Annotated in this window: 19 protein-coding genes; 11 read left to right on the forward strand and 8 right to left on the reverse strand. The window is 38.2% G+C overall.

Annotated elements, in window-relative coordinates; all coding sequences use genetic code 11:
* Positions 1-39 precede the first annotated feature (39 nt).
* Positions 40-801 carry a ferredoxin--NADP reductase gene (locus tag WBW42_RS12140; RefSeq protein WP_032056923.1) on the forward strand — a complete coding sequence of 254 codons (762 nt, stop codon included), beginning with the start codon at positions 40-42 and terminating at the stop codon, positions 799-801.
* A gap of 49 nt (positions 802-850) precedes the next feature.
* Here the strand turns inward: WBW42_RS12140 and WBW42_RS12145 are convergent, their stop codons facing one another.
* Positions 851-1270 (reverse strand): hypothetical protein, encoded by a 420-nt coding sequence (locus WBW42_RS12145; protein ID WP_014205905.1) that lies wholly within the window; start codon positions 1268-1270, stop codon positions 851-853.
* 290 nt (positions 1271-1560) lie between these two features.
* On the opposite strand from WBW42_RS12145, the gene WBW42_RS12150 reads away from it, so the two are divergent.
* From WBW42_RS12150 to WBW42_RS12160, 3 genes are all read left to right on the forward strand, one after another.
* Positions 1561-1788 (forward strand): hypothetical protein, encoded by a 228-nt coding sequence (locus WBW42_RS12150; protein WP_002120072.1) that lies wholly within the window; start codon positions 1561-1563, stop codon positions 1786-1788.
* A 225-nt stretch (positions 1789-2013) separates the two neighbouring features.
* Positions 2014-3717, forward strand: coding sequence for a mechanosensitive ion channel (locus WBW42_RS12155; protein WP_017481287.1), 1704 nt, complete (start codon positions 2014-2016; stop codon positions 3715-3717).
* A gap of 126 nt (positions 3718-3843) precedes the next feature.
* Complete coding sequence (locus WBW42_RS12160; RefSeq protein ID WP_002120038.1) at positions 3844-4014, forward strand: hypothetical protein; 171 nt, start codon at positions 3844-3846, stop codon at positions 4012-4014.
* 12 nt (positions 4015-4026) lie between these two features.
* Here WBW42_RS12160 and WBW42_RS12165 read toward each other — a convergent pair whose 3' ends face one another.
* The 5 genes from WBW42_RS12165 to WBW42_RS12185 all read right to left on the reverse strand — a co-directional run bounded on the left by WBW42_RS12165 (position 4027) and on the right by WBW42_RS12185 (position 9658).
* Positions 4027-5226, reverse strand: a complete 1200-nt coding sequence (locus tag WBW42_RS12165) for a BaiN/RdsA family NAD(P)/FAD-dependent oxidoreductase (RefSeq protein WP_032056922.1) — start codon at positions 5224-5226, stop codon at positions 4027-4029.
* Positions 5227-5343: 117 nt separating this feature from the next.
* Positions 5344-6225, reverse strand: a complete 882-nt coding sequence (locus WBW42_RS12170) for a 1-aminocyclopropane-1-carboxylate deaminase/D-cysteine desulfhydrase (RefSeq protein WP_032056921.1) — start codon at positions 6223-6225, stop codon at positions 5344-5346.
* A 65-nt stretch (positions 6226-6290) separates the two neighbouring features.
* Positions 6291-7409 (reverse strand): HlyD family secretion protein, encoded by a 1119-nt coding sequence (locus WBW42_RS12175; protein ID WP_032056920.1) that lies wholly within the window; start codon positions 7407-7409, stop codon positions 6291-6293.
* 39 nt (positions 7410-7448) lie between these two features.
* A complete protein-coding gene (locus WBW42_RS12180; RefSeq protein WP_032056919.1) occupies positions 7449-9092 on the reverse strand; it encodes an MFS transporter in 1644 nt (547 codons plus the stop codon).
* A complete protein-coding gene (locus WBW42_RS12185; RefSeq protein WP_032056918.1) occupies positions 9089-9658 on the reverse strand; it encodes a TetR/AcrR family transcriptional regulator in 570 nt (189 codons plus the stop codon). The genes WBW42_RS12180 and WBW42_RS12185 overlap by 4 nt, the downstream gene beginning before the upstream one ends.
* Positions 9659-9837: 179 nt before the next feature.
* On the opposite strand from WBW42_RS12185, the gene WBW42_RS12190 reads away from it, so the two are divergent.
* The 3 genes from WBW42_RS12190 (at position 9838) to WBW42_RS12200 (ending at position 11128) form a co-directional block, all read left to right on the forward strand.
* On the forward strand, positions 9838-10461 hold the full coding sequence (locus WBW42_RS12190; RefSeq protein WP_002120398.1) for a LysE family translocator: 624 nt from the start codon (positions 9838-9840) through the stop codon (positions 10459-10461).
* Positions 10462-10623: 162 nt separating this feature from the next.
* Positions 10624-10812, forward strand: coding sequence for an NF038215 family lipoprotein (locus WBW42_RS12195; protein WP_032004289.1), 189 nt, complete (start codon positions 10624-10626; stop codon positions 10810-10812).
* Positions 10793-11128, forward strand: coding sequence for an EF-hand domain-containing protein (locus WBW42_RS12200; RefSeq protein WP_032056917.1), 336 nt, complete (start codon positions 10793-10795; stop codon positions 11126-11128). Before WBW42_RS12195 ends, WBW42_RS12200 begins: the two co-directional genes overlap by 20 nt.
* Before the next feature lie 82 nt (positions 11129-11210).
* On the opposite strand, the gene metG is transcribed toward WBW42_RS12200, so the two are convergent.
* Positions 11211-13277 (reverse strand): methionine--tRNA ligase, encoded by a 2067-nt coding sequence (metG, locus tag WBW42_RS12205; protein ID WP_032056916.1) that lies wholly within the window; start codon positions 13275-13277, stop codon positions 11211-11213.
* Between the two features lie 285 nt (positions 13278-13562).
* On the opposite strand from metG, the gene WBW42_RS12210 reads away from it, so the two are divergent.
* The 3 genes from WBW42_RS12210 to WBW42_RS12220 all read left to right on the forward strand — a co-directional run bounded on the left by WBW42_RS12210 (position 13563) and on the right by WBW42_RS12220 (position 16415).
* Positions 13563-14063: a hypothetical protein gene (locus tag WBW42_RS12210; protein WP_032056915.1), complete on the forward strand. Its 501-nt coding sequence runs from the start codon at positions 13563-13565 to the stop codon at positions 14061-14063.
* A gap of 145 nt (positions 14064-14208) precedes the next feature.
* On the forward strand, positions 14209-15399 hold the full coding sequence (gene apbC, locus WBW42_RS12215) for an iron-sulfur cluster carrier protein ApbC (RefSeq protein WP_032056914.1): 1191 nt from the start codon (positions 14209-14211) through the stop codon (positions 15397-15399).
* Positions 15400-15542: 143 nt separating this feature from the next.
* Positions 15543-16415, forward strand: coding sequence for a 5'-methylthioadenosine/S-adenosylhomocysteine nucleosidase (locus tag WBW42_RS12220; RefSeq protein WP_032056913.1), 873 nt, complete (start codon positions 15543-15545; stop codon positions 16413-16415).
* Between the two features lie 32 nt (positions 16416-16447).
* Here the strand turns inward: WBW42_RS12220 and WBW42_RS12225 are convergent, their stop codons facing one another.
* Complete coding sequence (locus WBW42_RS12225; RefSeq protein ID WP_017401861.1) at positions 16448-17014, reverse strand: DUF2062 domain-containing protein; 567 nt, start codon at positions 17012-17014, stop codon at positions 16448-16450.
* A 362-nt stretch (positions 17015-17376) separates the two neighbouring features.
* Between WBW42_RS12225 and WBW42_RS12230 the strand changes: the two genes are divergently transcribed.
* The gene (locus WBW42_RS12230) at positions 17377-17970 is read left to right on the forward strand and encodes a LysE family translocator (RefSeq protein ID WP_005071033.1); all 594 of its coding nucleotides are present in this window, start codon (positions 17377-17379) and stop codon (positions 17968-17970) included.
* Positions 17971-17976 lie beyond the last annotated feature (6 nt).

Raw genomic sequence — 17976 nt, forward strand, 5'->3', positions numbered from 1 at the left:
TGCTAACATGAGCGCACTATTTCATGCCACGTTGAAATCATGTCAATTGAAAAATTTAGCGTAGAAAAAGTTTTATCTGTACACCGCTGGACTCCAACTCTTTTTAGTTTCACCATGACTCGCCCTGCACATTTTAAATTTACAGCTGGGCAATTCGCACGTATTGGGCTAAAAGTTGGAGAGGAACTCGTTGTTCGTGCTTATTCGGTAGTCTCATCACCATTTGATGAAACGCTTGAGTTTTTTTCGATTGTAGTACCAGACGGTGCATTTACGTCAAATCTTCAACATTTAAAGGTAGGAGATGAGCTTTATTTAGAAAAAATACCTTATGGTTATTTGACTTTAGCTCGCTATCAACAACCTTTACCGCATGATTTATGGTTATTGGCAACAGGTACGGGTTTAGCTCCATTTTTATCTATGCTACAAGATTTCGATACATGGTCTAAATATCAAAAAATTAATTTGGTCTACAGTGTCCGTACCGCAGCTGAGTTAGCTTACGTTGATCGTATTCAAGAGATTGCTGAAACTTTTGGGGAAGGACATAACGGATTTAAATTTATTCCGATTATTACTCGAGATCCATCTGCGCCATTGCATGATCGTTTGCCGATTCTGATTGAAAATAGTGAATTAGAAAAATCTGCTGGTATAGAGCTGAATCCTGCCACAAGCCACGTCATGCTTTGCGGAAATCCGCAAATGGTAGATGACACTAAAGAGGCTTTAAAGCGCCGTGGTTTGACGATGAATCGTCGAGGTGAGGGAAATATTGCGGTAGAAAATTACTGGTAATAAATCTTATTTTGAAAGTAATTTAAAATTTAATTTTATGGATATGTTATTAGTGGACAAACATATCCATAAATTCGCGAATTTCTGAAATTGCGCTGTCTACATCGGTTGAAAGCCAAGTTGGCTCAAAAAGACCCGCATAATGTTCCAAACGATCTTGTGGAACGACTAAGCGAACAGGACAGTCTTCTTCCAGTAAGCGCCAAGGTAAAATCGGAACATCATTGTCTAGAAAAATATTGATATTACGAATATCAACAATCATGGCATTAATGCAGTCAGGAAATGGCATGACCGAAAATTCTTCAGTACGGCGACGAAAATACTCTAAATCACCCCATTTGAGTTCATAACTTGGTTTATTAAATTCAATAATACCAATGAGATGTTCGTCTCTCGTCTGATGTATATAACATTGATGTGTGACGTCAGTGTCGAGATCAAGTGTTACGTTTTGCTGACGATACATCATAAAATAGAGCAGCTTTAAAACAAGGGGGCTTATTATAGCCTATTTTATAAAAAGTAAGCGCTAAAACATATTGTATTACAAATAGAAGCTCAAAGAAGCTCGAGCATAACTTGTCATTATTTTTTAATGGCTAAATATTTTTGCCTAAATTTTATACTGTTTTTATTATTTTAATAGTAGAGTTTTGCAAACACAGACACCTTAGCATAATGCTTTTTCACACAATGCAACAAACCAAATTGCTATGATGATTATAAAGTTAATGATAAAAGAAGAGGGGAAAGAAGATGCATGATTTTTCAAAACCACCTCATGTGACGAGTCCTGAAGAAACTGCGAAAAAAAGAAGATTGCCAGTTTACATTTTAATTATTGTTGGGCTTTTTCTTATTGCACTCATCGTCTACATGGTTGCTGATCACAGCAAAACACCTAAAGAAGAAGCCGCTTTTCAACATGAGGTCACACCACATGTCATTAAGAGCACTTCAGATTTGAATATTTATAAAGGGTAATAAGCTAACCAGTATATCTTTATAGAAAGCCTTTGGGATGTGACCTGAAGGCTTTTTTTGCAACCTTTTGCATCAATTTGTTGTATTTATGCAGAAGTGTGTTGATTAGAAAATATTCAAAACATAAGGTGAGATAGACCGCATTTATCGTCATTTTTAACAACGAAAAGTGTTTTTCATAATTGATGGCACTGAAAAGAACATAACAATTGAGGACATAACAATATGAATGAATTTTTTGATGGGCCTCGCGGCGCTCAGTTTGATGCGATGTATTACTGGGATCAGTTTCATCCTATTTTAGCTGCAATCGTCATCTTACTGGTCGGCTGGATAATCGCCTTATTAGTTGCGGCAGGTGTAAAAAAACTTCTGCAAAAAGTAAATACCAATGCAAAATTATCTTCAGCAACTGGGCGTGCTCCAAACATAGAAGGTCTTATTTCAAAAGTCGTATTCTGGTTTATTTTAATCTTAGCTGTTGTCGCAGCTCTCAATGTACTTAACATTAGTGGAGTAAGTGGCCCGTTCAGCAATATGGTTAATCAGGTACTCGTCTATATTCCAAATATTATTGCTGCTGTTGTGGTGGGTTTTATTGGTTGGATCGTTGCTCGACTGGTGCGAGCAGGGGTGACCAATGTTTTATCCCGAACTCAACTTGACGATAAGTTAAGCAGTGAAGTGGGTGTAGGTGGAATTAGCCAGAATATTGGTGAAATTCTTTACTGGCTTGTATTGTTACTTTTCCTTCCGATTGTTCTTTCAATATTAGGATTAACAGGCTTACTGATTCCAGTTCAAAATATGGTAAATGATGCTGTAGCATTCTTACCAAATATCTTTATTGCTGGTGTTATCGTTTTTGTTGGTTATATCTTGGCAAAAATTGTACGCGGTATTGTTGAAGGTTTAGTGAATAGCTTAGGTGTTCAGGCTCAAGCTGAAAAAATTGGTCTTTTCAAAAGCTCTAACGTAGGCAAATTCTTAGGGTCATTTGTTTTCGCAATCATCATTATTACAACATTGATTGTAGCGTTTGAAGCTTTAGGGATTGAGACAATTTCTCAGCCAGCAACAGCAATGCTTAATGAAATCTTGCAGGCGATTCCAAACATTATTGCTGCTGGTTTAATTCTACTGGTTGCTTATATTGTTTCTCGTTTTGTTGGTCGCTTAGTCGCTGAATTAATTGCAGGTACAGGTGTTGATGAGATTCCTGCAAAGTTAGATGTACAACGCTTTTTAGGTCAAACTAAAGTTTCTAATGCAGTTGGCTGGTTAATTGTATTCTTTACTATGCTATTTGCGGTTTCTGAAGCTGCGGATCGTCTTGGTTTCGATCAAATTAGTGGTCTAATTGCAATGTTTATCCATTTCGGTGCAAACATTCTATTGGGCGCTGTAATCTTGGTTATTGGTTTCTGGCTTGCCAATGTTGTGGCGAACGTGGTTCAACGCGGCGAATATAATAGCTCGCGTTGGTTAGGTAGTTTAGTTCGTGTATTAATTATTGGTCTTGTACTTGCGCTTGGTTTAAGAGCGATGGGTATTGCAGATTCAATCGTTAATCTTGCATTTGGTTTGACTCTAGGCGCAGTTGCAGTTGCTTTCGCTCTTGCATTTGGTTTAGGTGGTCGCCAACCAGCAGAAAGACTGTTGAGCGATTTGCTAGATAAAGCTAAAAAAGAAGCGAATGAACCGAATCCGCTTTATCAACCGCCTTCTACTACGACCACAAGCAGTCCATCTGCTGGTAGCTCATCTGCAACTACGAGTTCGTCAACATCTACAGTTGCACCAACGACTACTACCTCACCATCAACGGTTTCATCTGATGCAAAACCAGCTGATTCTGCACAAGTAAATCCAGCAGAACCACCAGTAAATAAACCGTTTGGATCTACTGGAGAAAATGACGAAATTTAGTAAGTAAAACTAATTTTCAGATAAACCGTACAAAAAATCTTTGATTTTTGTGATAAGTTCGACCACTCTATATTGAGTGGTCGTTCTTTTTAGACGTTATAAAAACAAATAAGTGAGGAAAATACGATGAAGAAACCAGGTCGTTTTTTAGCACCGATTGTCATTGCGGGAATTACGGTAGGTTTTTTAGCAAGTGCTTATAAATTTGTGTTTAACAAATCTAATTCGTCAAAACAGGCAACAACTCATACACGTAATTCTGAAAAATCTTCAAATGATTCGAAAGCTTCAAATTAGCTTATTGATCATTTAAACGTATTGTGCTGCTGCATAAGCAGAAGACCAAGCCCATTGGAAGTTATAACCTCCTAAATGGCCAGTCACATCAAGTACTTCCCCAATAAAAAACAGTCCTTTCTGCTTTTTACTTTCCATGGTTTTGGAAGATACTTCACTTGTATCAACTCCACCTAAAGTAACTTCGGCAGTACGATACCCTTCTGTACCTGATGGTTTCACAGCAAAACCATGTAGTTGCTCGGCAATATGATCTAGCTGTGCATCACTGATATTACCAATTGCTGTTTCGCTCTGCTCTGACCATATAAGTTGTTGTAGCTCTTGGATAATACTTTTCGCAGTAAACTCACTCAGAAGGGTGCGCAATAGAACTTTAGGTTGGGCTTTCTTTTTATCTTTTAAATAAGTTGCTAAATCTTGGCTTGGGAAAAAGTCAATTTTAAAACTTTCACCAGTGTTCCAATAGTTTGAAAGCTGTAGGGAACTTGGTCCACTCAAGCCGCGATGCGTAAACAATAATGCTTCAGTAAAACTATTTTTCGAGTTACTTAGAGTCACATCTAAAGCATTGCCACTTAGGCGTGTAGTAACTTCTTTAATATGATCTGAAAAGGTAAACGGGACTAAACCTGCGCGAGTTGGGAAAACCGTATGTCCAAATTTTTGTGCCAGTTCATAGCCAAATCCAGAACCACCCAAAGTTGGAATGGATAAACCACCTGTAGCAACCACTAATGACTCACAGCTAAATCGGCCTTGGTTTGTGTGTACAGTAAAACCGCCTTTTTCTAATGGATCAATCTGTACAGCTTCACATTGAGTTTGGATATCAACGTTATTGGTTTTATCACATTCACTCACTAGCATCTCTAAAATTTCTTTAGCGCCGTTTAGCGTGAATAATTGCCCGTGTTTTCGTTCTTCATAAGCAATTTTATAATCACATACCAAACCGATAAAGTCCCAGTTGCTATAGCGTGATAGGGCAGAAATAACGAAGTGTGGATTATGAGAAATATAGTTGTCAGGCTCTACATAAAGGTTGGTAAAGTTACACTTACCACCGCCTGACATTAAAATCTTTTTACCAATTTTATTGGCTTTTTCTAAAATTAAAACCGAGCGCCCTCGTTTAGCAGCATGTGCAGCCAACATGAGTCCAGAAGCACCTGCACCTAAGACAATGACATCGACATGACTGTTAGACATAAGAGATTCTCGATTAATCGTGAAAATTTAAAAGGGGCATATACTATCATGCCGAGCCTTAGTCATGCTAAAGACATTTACTGCTATGCGGAGTAATGTGCACTAAAAGCTAATAAGTTATTGATGTGATTTATTTCTTATATCTGCCTGTAAACCACCAGAATGAATTGCCAGAATGCGAGTTCCTTCAGAAAAGTAATTATTCTTTATAAGATCAAACAGACCGAACATCATCTTTCCCGTATAGATCGGTTCAAGTGGTACCGCATGCTGCTCTTCAAAACTGTCTATAAATGCCAATAATTCGGGTGAAGTTTTTGCATACCCACCACAGCAGTATGCATCTGTCACAGACCAGTTCTGTTTTTTGGTCCACTGCCGAATTTCTTGTTGTAAAAAGTCACCTTTTAAAGCCGAAAACCCTAAGACTTTTTGATCTGCTGAACTCCTTTCAATAAGACCCGAAATCGTTCCGCCAGTTCCTACTGCACAGCAAATCACATCATATTGATTTAAATCACTTTGGCTGAGAATTTCCTGACAACCTTGAACTGCCAATTCATTGGTGCCGCCTTCAGGAATAATGAAAATTTCAGGAAATTGATGACGTAATTGTTGAAGATAGTTTGCATTATCTCGTAAGCGATATTCATTGCGTGAGACAAAATGTAGATGCATTCCTAAACTTTGAGCTTTTGCTAAGGTTGGATTCAGAGGTTTGTCAGCTAACTCTTCACCACGAATAATTCCAATACTTTTTAAGCCAAAAAGATGAGCTGCGTAGGCAGTCGCGGCAATATGATTTGAATAGGCCCCTCCAAAAGTCAAAATGCTCGATAAACCTTGTTGTTTTGCGACAAGCAGATTGTATTTTAGTTTGAAAAATTTATTGCCCGAAATTTGAGGATGAACTAAATCTAATCGCTTAATGTCGAGATGAACTAAAGAGGGGAGTTCAATGTGCTGATAGGAAACAGGCTGGGCAATGTGATCAAACATTAGAAATTGAGAAAAATAATGATTGATCACATTGTAGCTATTTAAATAGAGCTTTAAAAAGCTGTTTACGAACTTGTATCGACAGAAGTAATTACTGACATGCCAGGGCGTAAGTGTTCCATTCCTTCTTGATTTGGATCAATAGTAATGCGTACGGCAATTCTTTGAACAACTTTGGTAAAGTTACCTGTCGCATTGTCAGGTTTTAATACACTGAACTCGGAACCCGCAGCAGGTGAGATCTGCTCAACATGCCCTGTAAATTTTTTGTGTTTCATCGCATCGACTGTAAACCATGCTTTTTGACCAATCCGCATATTGGCAATTTGGGTTTCTTTAAAGTTGGCAATCACCCAAGTTTGCTGTGGGATGAGGTAGAGTAATTGTGACCCTGCTGCTACATATTGCCCAACACGAGGGTTCACCTCACCAAGTTGACCATCCATTGGAGCAACAATAACGCTATAGTCTTTAGTAGTTTGTGCTTGGTCTAGTTGTGCTTTAGCACTGGAAACTTGTGCTTCTAATCCAGCTTCTGCCACTTGCGCTGTTTTAAGCGCTTCTTTGGCAACTAAAACATTGGCCTCTGCCTGCTTCAGTGCTGCAAGGTTATTTTCAGCATCTGCTGCGGCTTTATCTTGCTCAGATTTAGAAGCTGCTCCACTATTTCCTAACTGTTGATATCGTCTAAGCTGTGCTAAAGAAAGCTCATATTGAGCCCTAACTTGTTCAACTTTTGCTTGTGCAGCCACAATATCAGCTTGTTTTTGAGCAATAGACTGTGTCTGATTGGCTAAAGTATTTTTAGCTTGTTCAACTCCAGAAGCCGCTTGCGTTACTTTTTGGTCGTAGGTGGTTGCATCAATATGCATTAATACTTGACCTTTCTTAACGTGGTCAAAGTCCTTAACTAATACATCTTTAACATAGCCATTAATTTGCGACGATAAAATCGTTGTTTTACCTTTAACATAACTATTGTCAGTTTGCTGAACACTCGTTGCGAAGGGTCCGATTCTCCATGCCCACAAAATCACTAAAATACCGACAATGAGCACAACTAACATCCATAATAAAGTGGAGCGTTTTGTTGGAATCAGTTTGCTCGCGGGTGCCGGTTCGTTAGATGGAGCGGGAGCTGCTTGAGGTGGAGCTTGTTCCGGTTTGTTTTGATCATCTGACATATATCAATCTCAATTTCTATTTCATCAATAAAGAAGCCATTAAGGACGGCTAATTCCTCTGCGTTGTAGATATTTACTACGTGCAATATTAAATCCACCCCACAAGAGTAGGGCGATAGCAAAAATACCGTTCAATGCAATAACGTCATTGTAGGCACGCACTTGCGCTTCACGAGTGACCACTTGATTAAGTGAGCGCATGGATTGGGCTGTTTGTAATGCTGGGTCAGTAGTCGTAACTGATGCGCTGCGTTGATATATAGAGAGCCTTTGAGCAACTAGAGGGTCTGCTTGTTCTAAATCTTTAATAATCTCGACTTGATAGTTCTGCGTGCGGTGTTGTTGATAGGTCGAGAAGAATGAAGACCCGACAAGGCCGCCAAATGTTTGAGTTGCAGAGAACAGCACAATAAAAGTCACCACATACGAAGGACCTTTAGCCAAAGTTTGCGCAAAGCCAATCAGGAGCAATGGCCCAATAAATAAACCACCTGCAAAGCCTACTAAAAACTGACTTGCAAAGAAGTTCACAGGTCGGACATCACTGGTTAAGTGATAATCCAGTCCACATGCGACTAAAATTAAAAATTCTGCAAAAAGTAAGTGGAAGATAATCCGTTCGCGTGAAAAAGTCAGTGCACTAAAAAGTGTTCCGCTTAAAATCCCTATCAATATGACCACATAGAGTGGAACAAATTGGTCTGGACCCATCCCCATTGTTTTTAAGAAGTTAACAGCTGCGTAGCTTTGTTCTGACATTAAAAGTCGAATAGCAAAAGCACCAAAAATGAAGCGTAGGGTCGAAGCGGCGCCTAACCAGCGTGTCATAATTAATGGATTGGCACGATAGTGCTCATAGAGCAAACCAAGAACAACTAAACTAAAACCTGCAATTAAGACGTAAGCAAGCCATTCACTGTTGAACCACCATAAAATTGGACCTTGCGTGAGCACAATACACAAGCAGGCAAAACCTGGAGCCAATAAAGCAAATGTAAAGAAATCCTGCTTCTCAAAAACATAAATTCTTAAGCTACGTGGTAACTTCAATGAAACGACCATGGCTAAACAACAAAGTGCTAAGCCGAGCTCAAAGGTATATAGAACAGACCAACTATCTGTATTTACGAGAAATGGAGAAATAATCCAAGCTAACGGCACGCCAAGTTGCTGAAAACCAAAGGCAATATATATACCTTTTGCCATGTCTGCTTTTTTAAAAGCTTGCATGGTGTAATACATACCTAAAGAGCTTAATGGCGCACCAGCTAAACCAGCTACAACCCGCGCAAATAGGGCCATTTCATAAGTATGCACAAAAATATGTAATACCAGAACTGCAATAAAAATCACGAGTCCTATTTCCGAAAATACTCTCAGGCCATACTGTTGCCGGGCTTTAAATAAAATCAGGTTTGAACTGACATTTGCCATGACATAAGCAGCAGGCAACCAAGCCGCTTCGGAAGGAGTTAGTCCATACTCACCTTGGATTAAAGGTAAATTTGCCGTAATAAAACCATTACTTAAGCTTGCCGAAAGGGCGATAAATAAACCAATAAAAAAGTAAATAAATCGCTTAGGTACAGAGTGTTCAATAGCTGCTGGTGAACCAGGTAAAGTCGGTTGCTCTTCTGGGGTCCAGTCTGGTGGTGTTTCTAAGTAACGAGGCGTTTTACTCATTCTATCCCTCGAATTTTTTGTATTTGAATACCATGAAATAGTAATTCAATTGCTCGTTTTGCTAAGCGAGTCTGTTCTTCTGGCTCATGTCCTTGAAATGAAGAACCCAACATTGCTGTGACCATTGCATAGTCATCGGCGGTCAGATCAGCTCGGCACAATTTTTGTTTTATCGCATTTTCAATCAGTGGGTTAAGTACATTATTTCGCCGTTCATAAATTTTTAACATAATTGGATCTTGTCGATCAATCACTCTCCAAAAATCTTGCAAAATTGCGAGCTTGGGAAGTTGCCCAATATGTCCTTCAATTAAACGAAATAAACCATCTTCGAATTGTTGAAAATGAGCTGCTTTTTGCTCTAGCTGTGTAATCGCACGTTCTAAAAGTGCACTAATTAAAGCTTTTCGATCACAAAAGTTACGGTAGAACGTCGCTCTGCCGACCCCAGCGTGGTCAATCACAACTTGTAAGGGAACATTAATGCCATGAATACGAAAACATTCTTCGGCTGCATTGAGTAATTCATCCCGATTATGGGCTGCAATTTTTTGACGTTTACTCATGTCATCGGTTTGGGGAGTTCTAAAGGTTATATATTTAACGGACATTTTTGTCCGTTGTGAAGATTTAAATTGTAAAAACATGAAAATTCAATTTTCATCATTTATATCTTCGCCATTTTTATATGTGTCACAAAAAGCTGTTAGAATACCGCGCAATTGCATGATGCTAGGTCAATACAATGTTTGAGTCCCTTATTCCTCTTTTTTCAATTGCGATGGCATTGATGCTTGGAGCAATAAGTCCTGGGCCAAGCTTTATTTATGTTGCACAAAATTCAATTTCTAAATCACGTAAACATGGGTTGTTTACCGCTTTAGGGACGGGGACAGGCGCAGCGCTTTTTGGTCTATTAGCAGTTATGGGATTGCAAGCAGTTTTATTGGCGGTGCCTTCTGCTTATTTAATTTTAAAAATTGGTGGTGGGCTATATTTGCTTTGGCTGGCTTTTAAAATTATTAAACATGCTAAAGAACCAATTGCGATGGAAAACGATGGCAAATCGAAAATGACCTATAAACAGGCATATCGATATGGCTTAATTACCCAGTTAAGTAATCCAAAAATCGCAGTCGTGCTAGCGAGTGTATTTACTGCTTTGTTGCCAAAAGAAATTCCAAATTATTACTACGTCGCATTACCAGTGATTTGTTTTATGATTGATGCGGGTTGGTACTCATGTGTGGCAATGCTGCTCTCTTCAGAGAAGCCTCGAAAAATGTATCTGAAAGCAAAAACAGGGGTGGATCGAGTTGCTGGAAGTATTGTGACTTTATTGGGTTTAAAATTAATTTTCTTCAAATGATTACTCTTTAATTAAAATATCTACAAAATCCAAAGCCAGCTATTTATAGACTGGCTTTATTTTTGAGTGAAATATATACAAATTGAAATATCTTTTTTAGCACTTAAATACTTTAAAAGTGGTAACTTAATAAATAAAACAAAAAGAAATGAGGATCACGTTATGAAAAAACTAATAGTGAGCATTTCTGTAGTTTTTCTCATCTTAACTACAGGATGTGAGATGAGAACGACGAGTAAACAACAATCGGCAAATGAGCGGACTATGAGTATTGTGGGTACTCCAGTTCACGAAAAGGATTATAAAATTTCCGATATACAAGTGAATAATCATGAGCAATCTAACTATTAAGTTACTTGCTGGATGTGCAACTTACTGTATTTTGAATATGGTAAATGCGTGTGAGCCTGCTTCTTTAGATTGGGAGCTTTTTCAGGAAAAATATGATTTAAATCATGATGGCATGTATAGCCTCAAAGAGTTTCAACGTGTTGAAGACTTTTATCCCTATAACTGGCCGAGTGATAAGCGTTTTCAAAGTGAAAACAAGCAGACAGAGCTATTTCATTATTTAGATGAAAATAAGAATGGCTATTTAACAAATGAAGAGTTGGGAAATATACACGTTTTATTTAATAACCCTTGCGAAGGGTGGCCGTGGTCCTAATTTAGTAAGCCTCGTTTAAACCTATTCAAAGTCCTTAAAAACAAAAAAGCTCCCAATTTAGGGAGCTTTTTTTGAAAGCAGATTAAGAAACTTTATCGCCAGGTTTCGCACCGCTGTCTGGAGAAATAATGAAAATACCTTCACCATTTCCGGCAGCAAGTACCATGCCGTTTGAAATACCAAAACGCATTTTTCGTGGTGCAAGGTTAGCCACCATAACAACCAATTTACCTTTTAGGTCTTCTGGTGTGTATTGGCTACGAATACCACTAAATACATTGCGTGGTTCAGCTTCACCAACGTCTAAAGTAAGTTGTAGTAGTTTATCTGAACCTTCAACTGTACCTGCTTCAATGACCTGAGCAACACGTAAGTCAACTTTTAAGAAATCTTCAATACCGATAATTTCAGCTTCACCAACTGCTGGAGTAGGCGCTGCTTTTTTCTCAGCTGCTTTGTCTTTTTTCACTGCCGCTTTTGTTGCTTCTGGAGCAGGAGCACCTAAAGACTCTTTAGAAGCATCAACCATAGCTGCAACAGCTTTTGGATCAACACGCTGCATAAGCGGTTGGAACTGCGCAATCTCATGGCTTACAAGAATTTGTTTGCGTGACTCGAAATCGAAGCTTTCAAGTTTTAAGAAATCTTGAACTTGTTGAGCTAAAGTTGGCAGAACTGGAGCCAAGTAAACCGCTAATTGACGGAATAAGTTGATACCCACAGAGCAGACGTCAAGAACTTGTTGCTCTTGACCTTCTTGTTTAGCAAGTGCCCAAGGCTTTTTCTCATCAATATATTGGTTTGCACGGTCAGCTAGCGCCATGATTTCACGGATCGCCGTAGAGAATTCACGTGCTTCATATGCAGCAGCGATTGAATCGCCAGCATCAATAAAACTTTGTACTAACTCAGTTTCTGCACAGTCAGCAGATAAAGTATTGTTAAAATTGCTGTTAATAAATTTCGCACAGCGGCTAGCAATATTAACGACTTTACCGACTAAGTCTGAATTTACTTTCTGAACAAAGTCATCAAGATTTAAGTCAGAGTCTTCAACTTTATCTGAAAGTTTAGACGCAAAGTAGTAACGTAAATATTCTGGGTTTAAATGCTGTAAATACGTCTCCGCCTTAATGAAAGTACCACGTGACTTAGACATTTTTTGTCCATTTACAGTCAAGAAACCGTTTACAAATAAGCCTGTTGGGGTGCGATAGTTCGCACCTTCAAGCATTGCAGGCCAGAATAAAGCATGGAAATAAACAATGTCTTTACCAATAAAATGATAAACATCGTTTTGGCTGTTTTTTTTCCAGAAATCATCAAAGTTTAAATCTGGGCGTTTAGCTTTGATATAGTTTTCAAAACTAGACATATAACCAATTGGGGCATCTACCCATACGTAGAAATATTTATTTGGTGCGTCTGGAATTTCAAAGCCAAAATATGGTGCATCACGAGAAATATCCCAGTCTGCTAAACCAGCTTCAAACCATTCATCTAACTTGTTCGCAATTGAAAGAGGTAAACGTCCTTCATCACGCGTCCATTTTTGTAAATATTCAGAGAAGTTTGGAAGCTTGAAGAAATAGTGATCTGATGATTTTTCAACTGGTGTTGCGCCACTTAATGTTGAACGTGGATTAAGTAACTCAGTTGCATTGTAAGTTGTACCGCACACCTCACATGAGTCGCCGTATTGATCTTCTGATTTACATTTTGGGCATGTACCCTTAATGAAACGGTCAGACAAGAACATCCCTTTTTCTGGGTCAAATAATTGAGTTACAGGACGAACTGCAATATTTCCAGCTTCACGGTTTTTAATATAGATATCTGTTGAACGTGCTTTGTTTGCATCGCTATGCGTTGAATCGTAATGATCGAAATGTACACCAAAACCGTCAAAATCACGGATGTGTTCTTTTTGAACATTCGCAATTTGCTCTTCTGGGCTAATACCATTTGCTTCGGCACGTAGCATAATTGCTGTACCGTGAGCATCATCCGCACATACATAAGTCACATCATGACCCATTGCTCGCATGGCACGAACCCAGATATCTGCCTGGATGTAACCGAGTAAATGACCCATATGAATTGGACCATTAGCATAAGGGAGGGCATTAGTGACTAAAATTTTACGCACGGATTTCATTCTCTCATTCGTATTTATAAGGTGGAAGATTTTAACTGATGCAGGGAGATAAGCAAAGATTAATAATCTCCAGCTTGGCATAAGCGATTTCTATTAAAATGGATTTTGGTCAGGCATGGTTTCTCTTTAGAACAGATAAATAAATCAAAAAATATTTGAATCTTCCTGTATTGTCTTTGTTTCAAATTGCAGTTACGGTCAGAAAATAAGCCATAACGATGTATAACTAATAACTTATTTCAGGTAATTTTTTAATTAACTATGAGGATAACAACGATGACTACAGAAAATAAATTAGATGAATTAAAGGCAAAAGCGGCTGATGCAAAAGTACAAGGTGAAAAAGCTTTGGACGATTTAAAGGAAAATGTAAAAGAGAAGCAAGCTGCTGGTAAAGAAGCAGTTGAAGATAAGGTAGACCAATTAAAGGCAAAAGCAGCTGATGCGAAAGTACAAGGCGAAAAAGCTTTGGACGATTTAAAGGAAAATGTAAAAGAGAAACAAGCTTCTGGTAAAGAGGCTCTTGAAGAAAAAGCAACTGATTTAAAAGGTAAACTTGAGGATGTTCAGCATAGTCTACAAGATAAGTTTGATCATTTGCGTACAGAAGCAGCTCATAAACTTGACGATGCTAAAGCCAAAGCTGCGGAATTAAAGGAAGAGGCTGCTACAAAATTGGATGAGTTGAAAACGCAAGCAACCGCAAAACTTGATGAGTTGAAGAAAACTGCGACCGATAAACTCAATAAATTAAAGAACCATGATTCTGCTGAATAAGCTGATTTAAACTAAAATCTGCACTCCTTACCTAAAAGATGAGATGTGAAGTTAGTAATTATTCATCCCAAGGTGAGCGAGTGCGGAGCAATACTGTTACACTATCTCCATTAAGCTGTAATGATCTGTTTTTGGAGTAAACAATATGTCTTGGCTTTCTTCATTAAAGTCCGTTTTTTCACCCGCACAAGAGGTGAAAGAAGATGAAATCCAAACCGTACTCCAAAATTATTTATTACCGGATTCAAAAGATGCTTTAAAGGAGCGTATTAGTCAGCTTCAAGTTCAGGGTCGTGTATTACAACTTACGATTAATACATTTCCTGATGAAAAAGAGCATTTGCAGCAAATCCATGATGATTTAGCGGGTGCATTAGAAAAGTGCGGTATTGAAGAACTTAATTTACACGTGGTTCAACAAAAGCGCCCTACACAAGAAAGTTCAAATTTACCTCCTGTACTTGACGCCTCACCTAAATCAGAACCAGATCCAAATAATCCACCGATTCAAAAAGCCGCTCCGCAACAAAGAGATGTTCCTCTTCACCCTCGCATTAAGAATGTTATTTTAGTTTCATCTGGAAAGGGTGGTGTTGGTAAATCGACAACTACGGTCAATTTGGCACTTGCCTTGCAAAAAATGGGACTTAAGGTTGGAGTTTTGGATGCCGATATCTATGGCCCAAGTATCCCGACAATGCTAGGCAATGCAGGCAAAACACCTCTTATTGAAAGTGAAAATTTCGTGCCTTTAGATGCCTATGGAATGGCCGTGTTATCGATTGGACATTTAACTGGTGATAACAACACACCTGTCGCGTGGCGTGGGCCAAAGGCAACGGGGGCTTTAATGCAACTGTTTAATCAAACGCTTTGGCCTGATCTAGATGTACTCATGATTGATATGCCGCCGGGTACTGGTGATATTCAGCTGACACTTGCACAGCGTATTCCGGTTACAGGCTCCATCATTGTGACTACTCCACAAAATGTTGCCTTGCTTGATGCCACCAAAGGAATTAAGTTATTTAATAAAGTGGGTATTCCCGTATTAGGTGTTGTCGAAAACATGTCGACTCATATTTGCTCAAACTGTGGCCATGAAGAGCAAATTTTTGGTATCGGTGGTGGTGATAAGCTTTCCGAGCAATACCATATTCCATTGTTAGGCCGTTTGCCTCTAAATGCTCAAATACGTGAACATGCTGATCAGGGTAAACCGAGTGTTGTGGCAATGGATGATGCGGCTGATAGTTATATTGAGATTGCTAAAGCAGTCTGGCAGCAGATTGAAAAAATCCCTCAACGCACACGTGATGATAAGCGTATTTTCTAATTTATTAAAACCCGGCTTTAAGTCGGGTTTTTTATCATCTGATTAAAATAAAAAATTAAATTACTGAATCCTAATAACAAAGCTGAACTTGAAATTGGCATGTAGATTGCTACTTTACACTTTTTAAAAAGAAAGGTTAAAAAATGCAATTTAAGTATAGTTTGGGCGTAATCAGTTTATGTAGCGCTTTATTTTTAGTTGGATGTAACGATGACAACTCATCTGCTTCACAAACACCAACACTTCAGGAACAAAAACAGAAGTTACAGCCGATCATTATTCAGGGTGCTTTACCTGTAGAGTCGGAAAGAATGGCTTCAAAGTTAGAAAATAAGACTGTTGAAACCATTGGTGGATGGAGCTTCTGGAAAGGGACCTATAATGGTTATCCAATGATTATTTCTAAAACCCGCATGGGTATGAGTAACTCTGCTGCATCAACTGCTCTAGCGATTGAACGCTATAAACCAATTGCGATCATCAATCAGGGAACCTCGGGTGGACATGATCCTGACTTACATGTTTATGATATTGTTTTAGGAAAATATACAACCAATATTGGTGCATTTAGAACACCTAAACAGCCAGTGGGTGGTGGTTCAAACTCACTCACATGGGTTGAGGCTTTTGACGTTTTGCCAACAAGTGAATCTGACCCAGAGCCGATTGCAATACGCAAATTTGAAGGTGACCAAGAGTTGTTAATGGCGGCACATAAAGTCCGTTATGATAAAGGTGATGTGGTTGAAGGAACGATTGGTTCAGCAGATGTCTGGAATAATGAGCTAGATCGTATTCAATTTTTCCATCAACGTTATGGTACTTCTGTTGAAGAAATGGAAGCGGCATCTGTTGCGCAAATCGCAAGTCAATTTAACGTTCCTTTCTTAGGCATTCGAATCTTATCTAATAATATTACCAATAATGGAGCTTATGACCCTGGTACAGGAGAGGCTTGCCAAGAATATGTACTTAATGTAGCTGAAGAATATATGAAATCAAAATTGCCGAAATAATGATTTAAACTTATGCAAGAAGAGTGAAAATTTTATAAAACCTCTTCTTGCTTCTTTTGACGATGTCTACTTTTCCAGTTTTTAACAACCATCCAGCGCCAGAAAATTTCTGTACATATATATAAAATGACAGCAAATACAAAAGCTTCTACAACAAGTCCAGTCATCAAGATTTTCGCAAGACTAAAATCAATATGGCCATGGCCGAAATGAGTAATCCAACGAGAAATCTGATGCAATACACCCAGTAACATTTCTTTGTTAATCATATGCACATGAAAAATATGAGCACCGAACCAAAAACCGATATATAGAATAGGAACTAATGTAAGCGGGTTACTTAACCAAGCGAGCATCAAGCTAATTGGTAAATTTACTTCGAATAGTAATACAGCCATCACAATAAATACGCTGTGAAAAGGAATAGGCAGTAAACCAAAAAAAGTTCCGACAAAAACAGCTCGGGTAATTGATTTTCGATTGACATACCAAAGCACAGGATTAAGAGTCTTTTTACCAAAAATCCTTAGAAATTTCATATTTGAAACTTTCTCGGGGGAGGGAAGCCAAGATTGAAAAAAATGCTTTGCCATAATCATTAAGGGTAGTAAAGCGCGATGCTCTATATAAAAAATCAGAAACAATATATGAATTGAAACTTATTAAAAGCTTAAAATTTAAACTTACCAGTGCTATATATTTTTTATTATAAAGACTTTTGATGGAAAAATAGACTTAAAATAAAAATAGTTATGTTACTTAACTCAGAATCTATTTGAAAAGTATAACAACTGACCGTAAAGTTTTCTTCTCGACTTTATGTGGTAATTTTATAAATATTTGTTTTTATATACTTTATTTTTATTTTGAAAATAACTTGAAATACTTTGTCTTACAATTACCTTTTGCCTTGTGACAGGATATCTATTAATCTGAGATGACTATATTGTGAGGTCATTCAATGATTTCATGGCTTTTTATTGGCTTAGTAGCCACAATTTTACTTACTCCAGGCCCAACCAATACTCTGCTCGCTTCTTCAGGAGTACAAGTGGGTTTAAGGAAGTCAGTAAAACTTATTCCAGCAGAAGTTTTGGGTTATGTAATCTCTATTTCTGCATGGGGAATGCTGATTGGAAAAGTGTCTAGCACACTACCAATGCTGCCGCCTATTCTAAAGCTATTGAGCGCTTGCTATATTATTTTCTTAGCCATCAAGTTATGGCATACGGCAAATCAAGAAGTTGAATTAAATCAGCCAACGATTCGTGCTCGTGAGTTATTCTGCGCCACTTTATTAAACCCAAAAGCCTTACTCTTTGCCTCAGCAATTTTCCCGGTAGCTGCATGGAGTAATTTTCATATTTATTTAATTCATATGATGGCTTATTTAGCGCTTATTACCCCAATTGCATTGTTCTGGATTTTCTTGGGATCGGTTTTAGCTTCTAAGAAAGTGGGTTGGTTAAATCAAACTAACTTGCAAAAAACCGCTTCACTTGTATTGGTCAGCTTTTCAATTCCAATTAGTTATTCTGCTTTACTGAACCTTTAAACGTAC

This window comes from Acinetobacter sp. LT1, assembly GCF_059800965.1.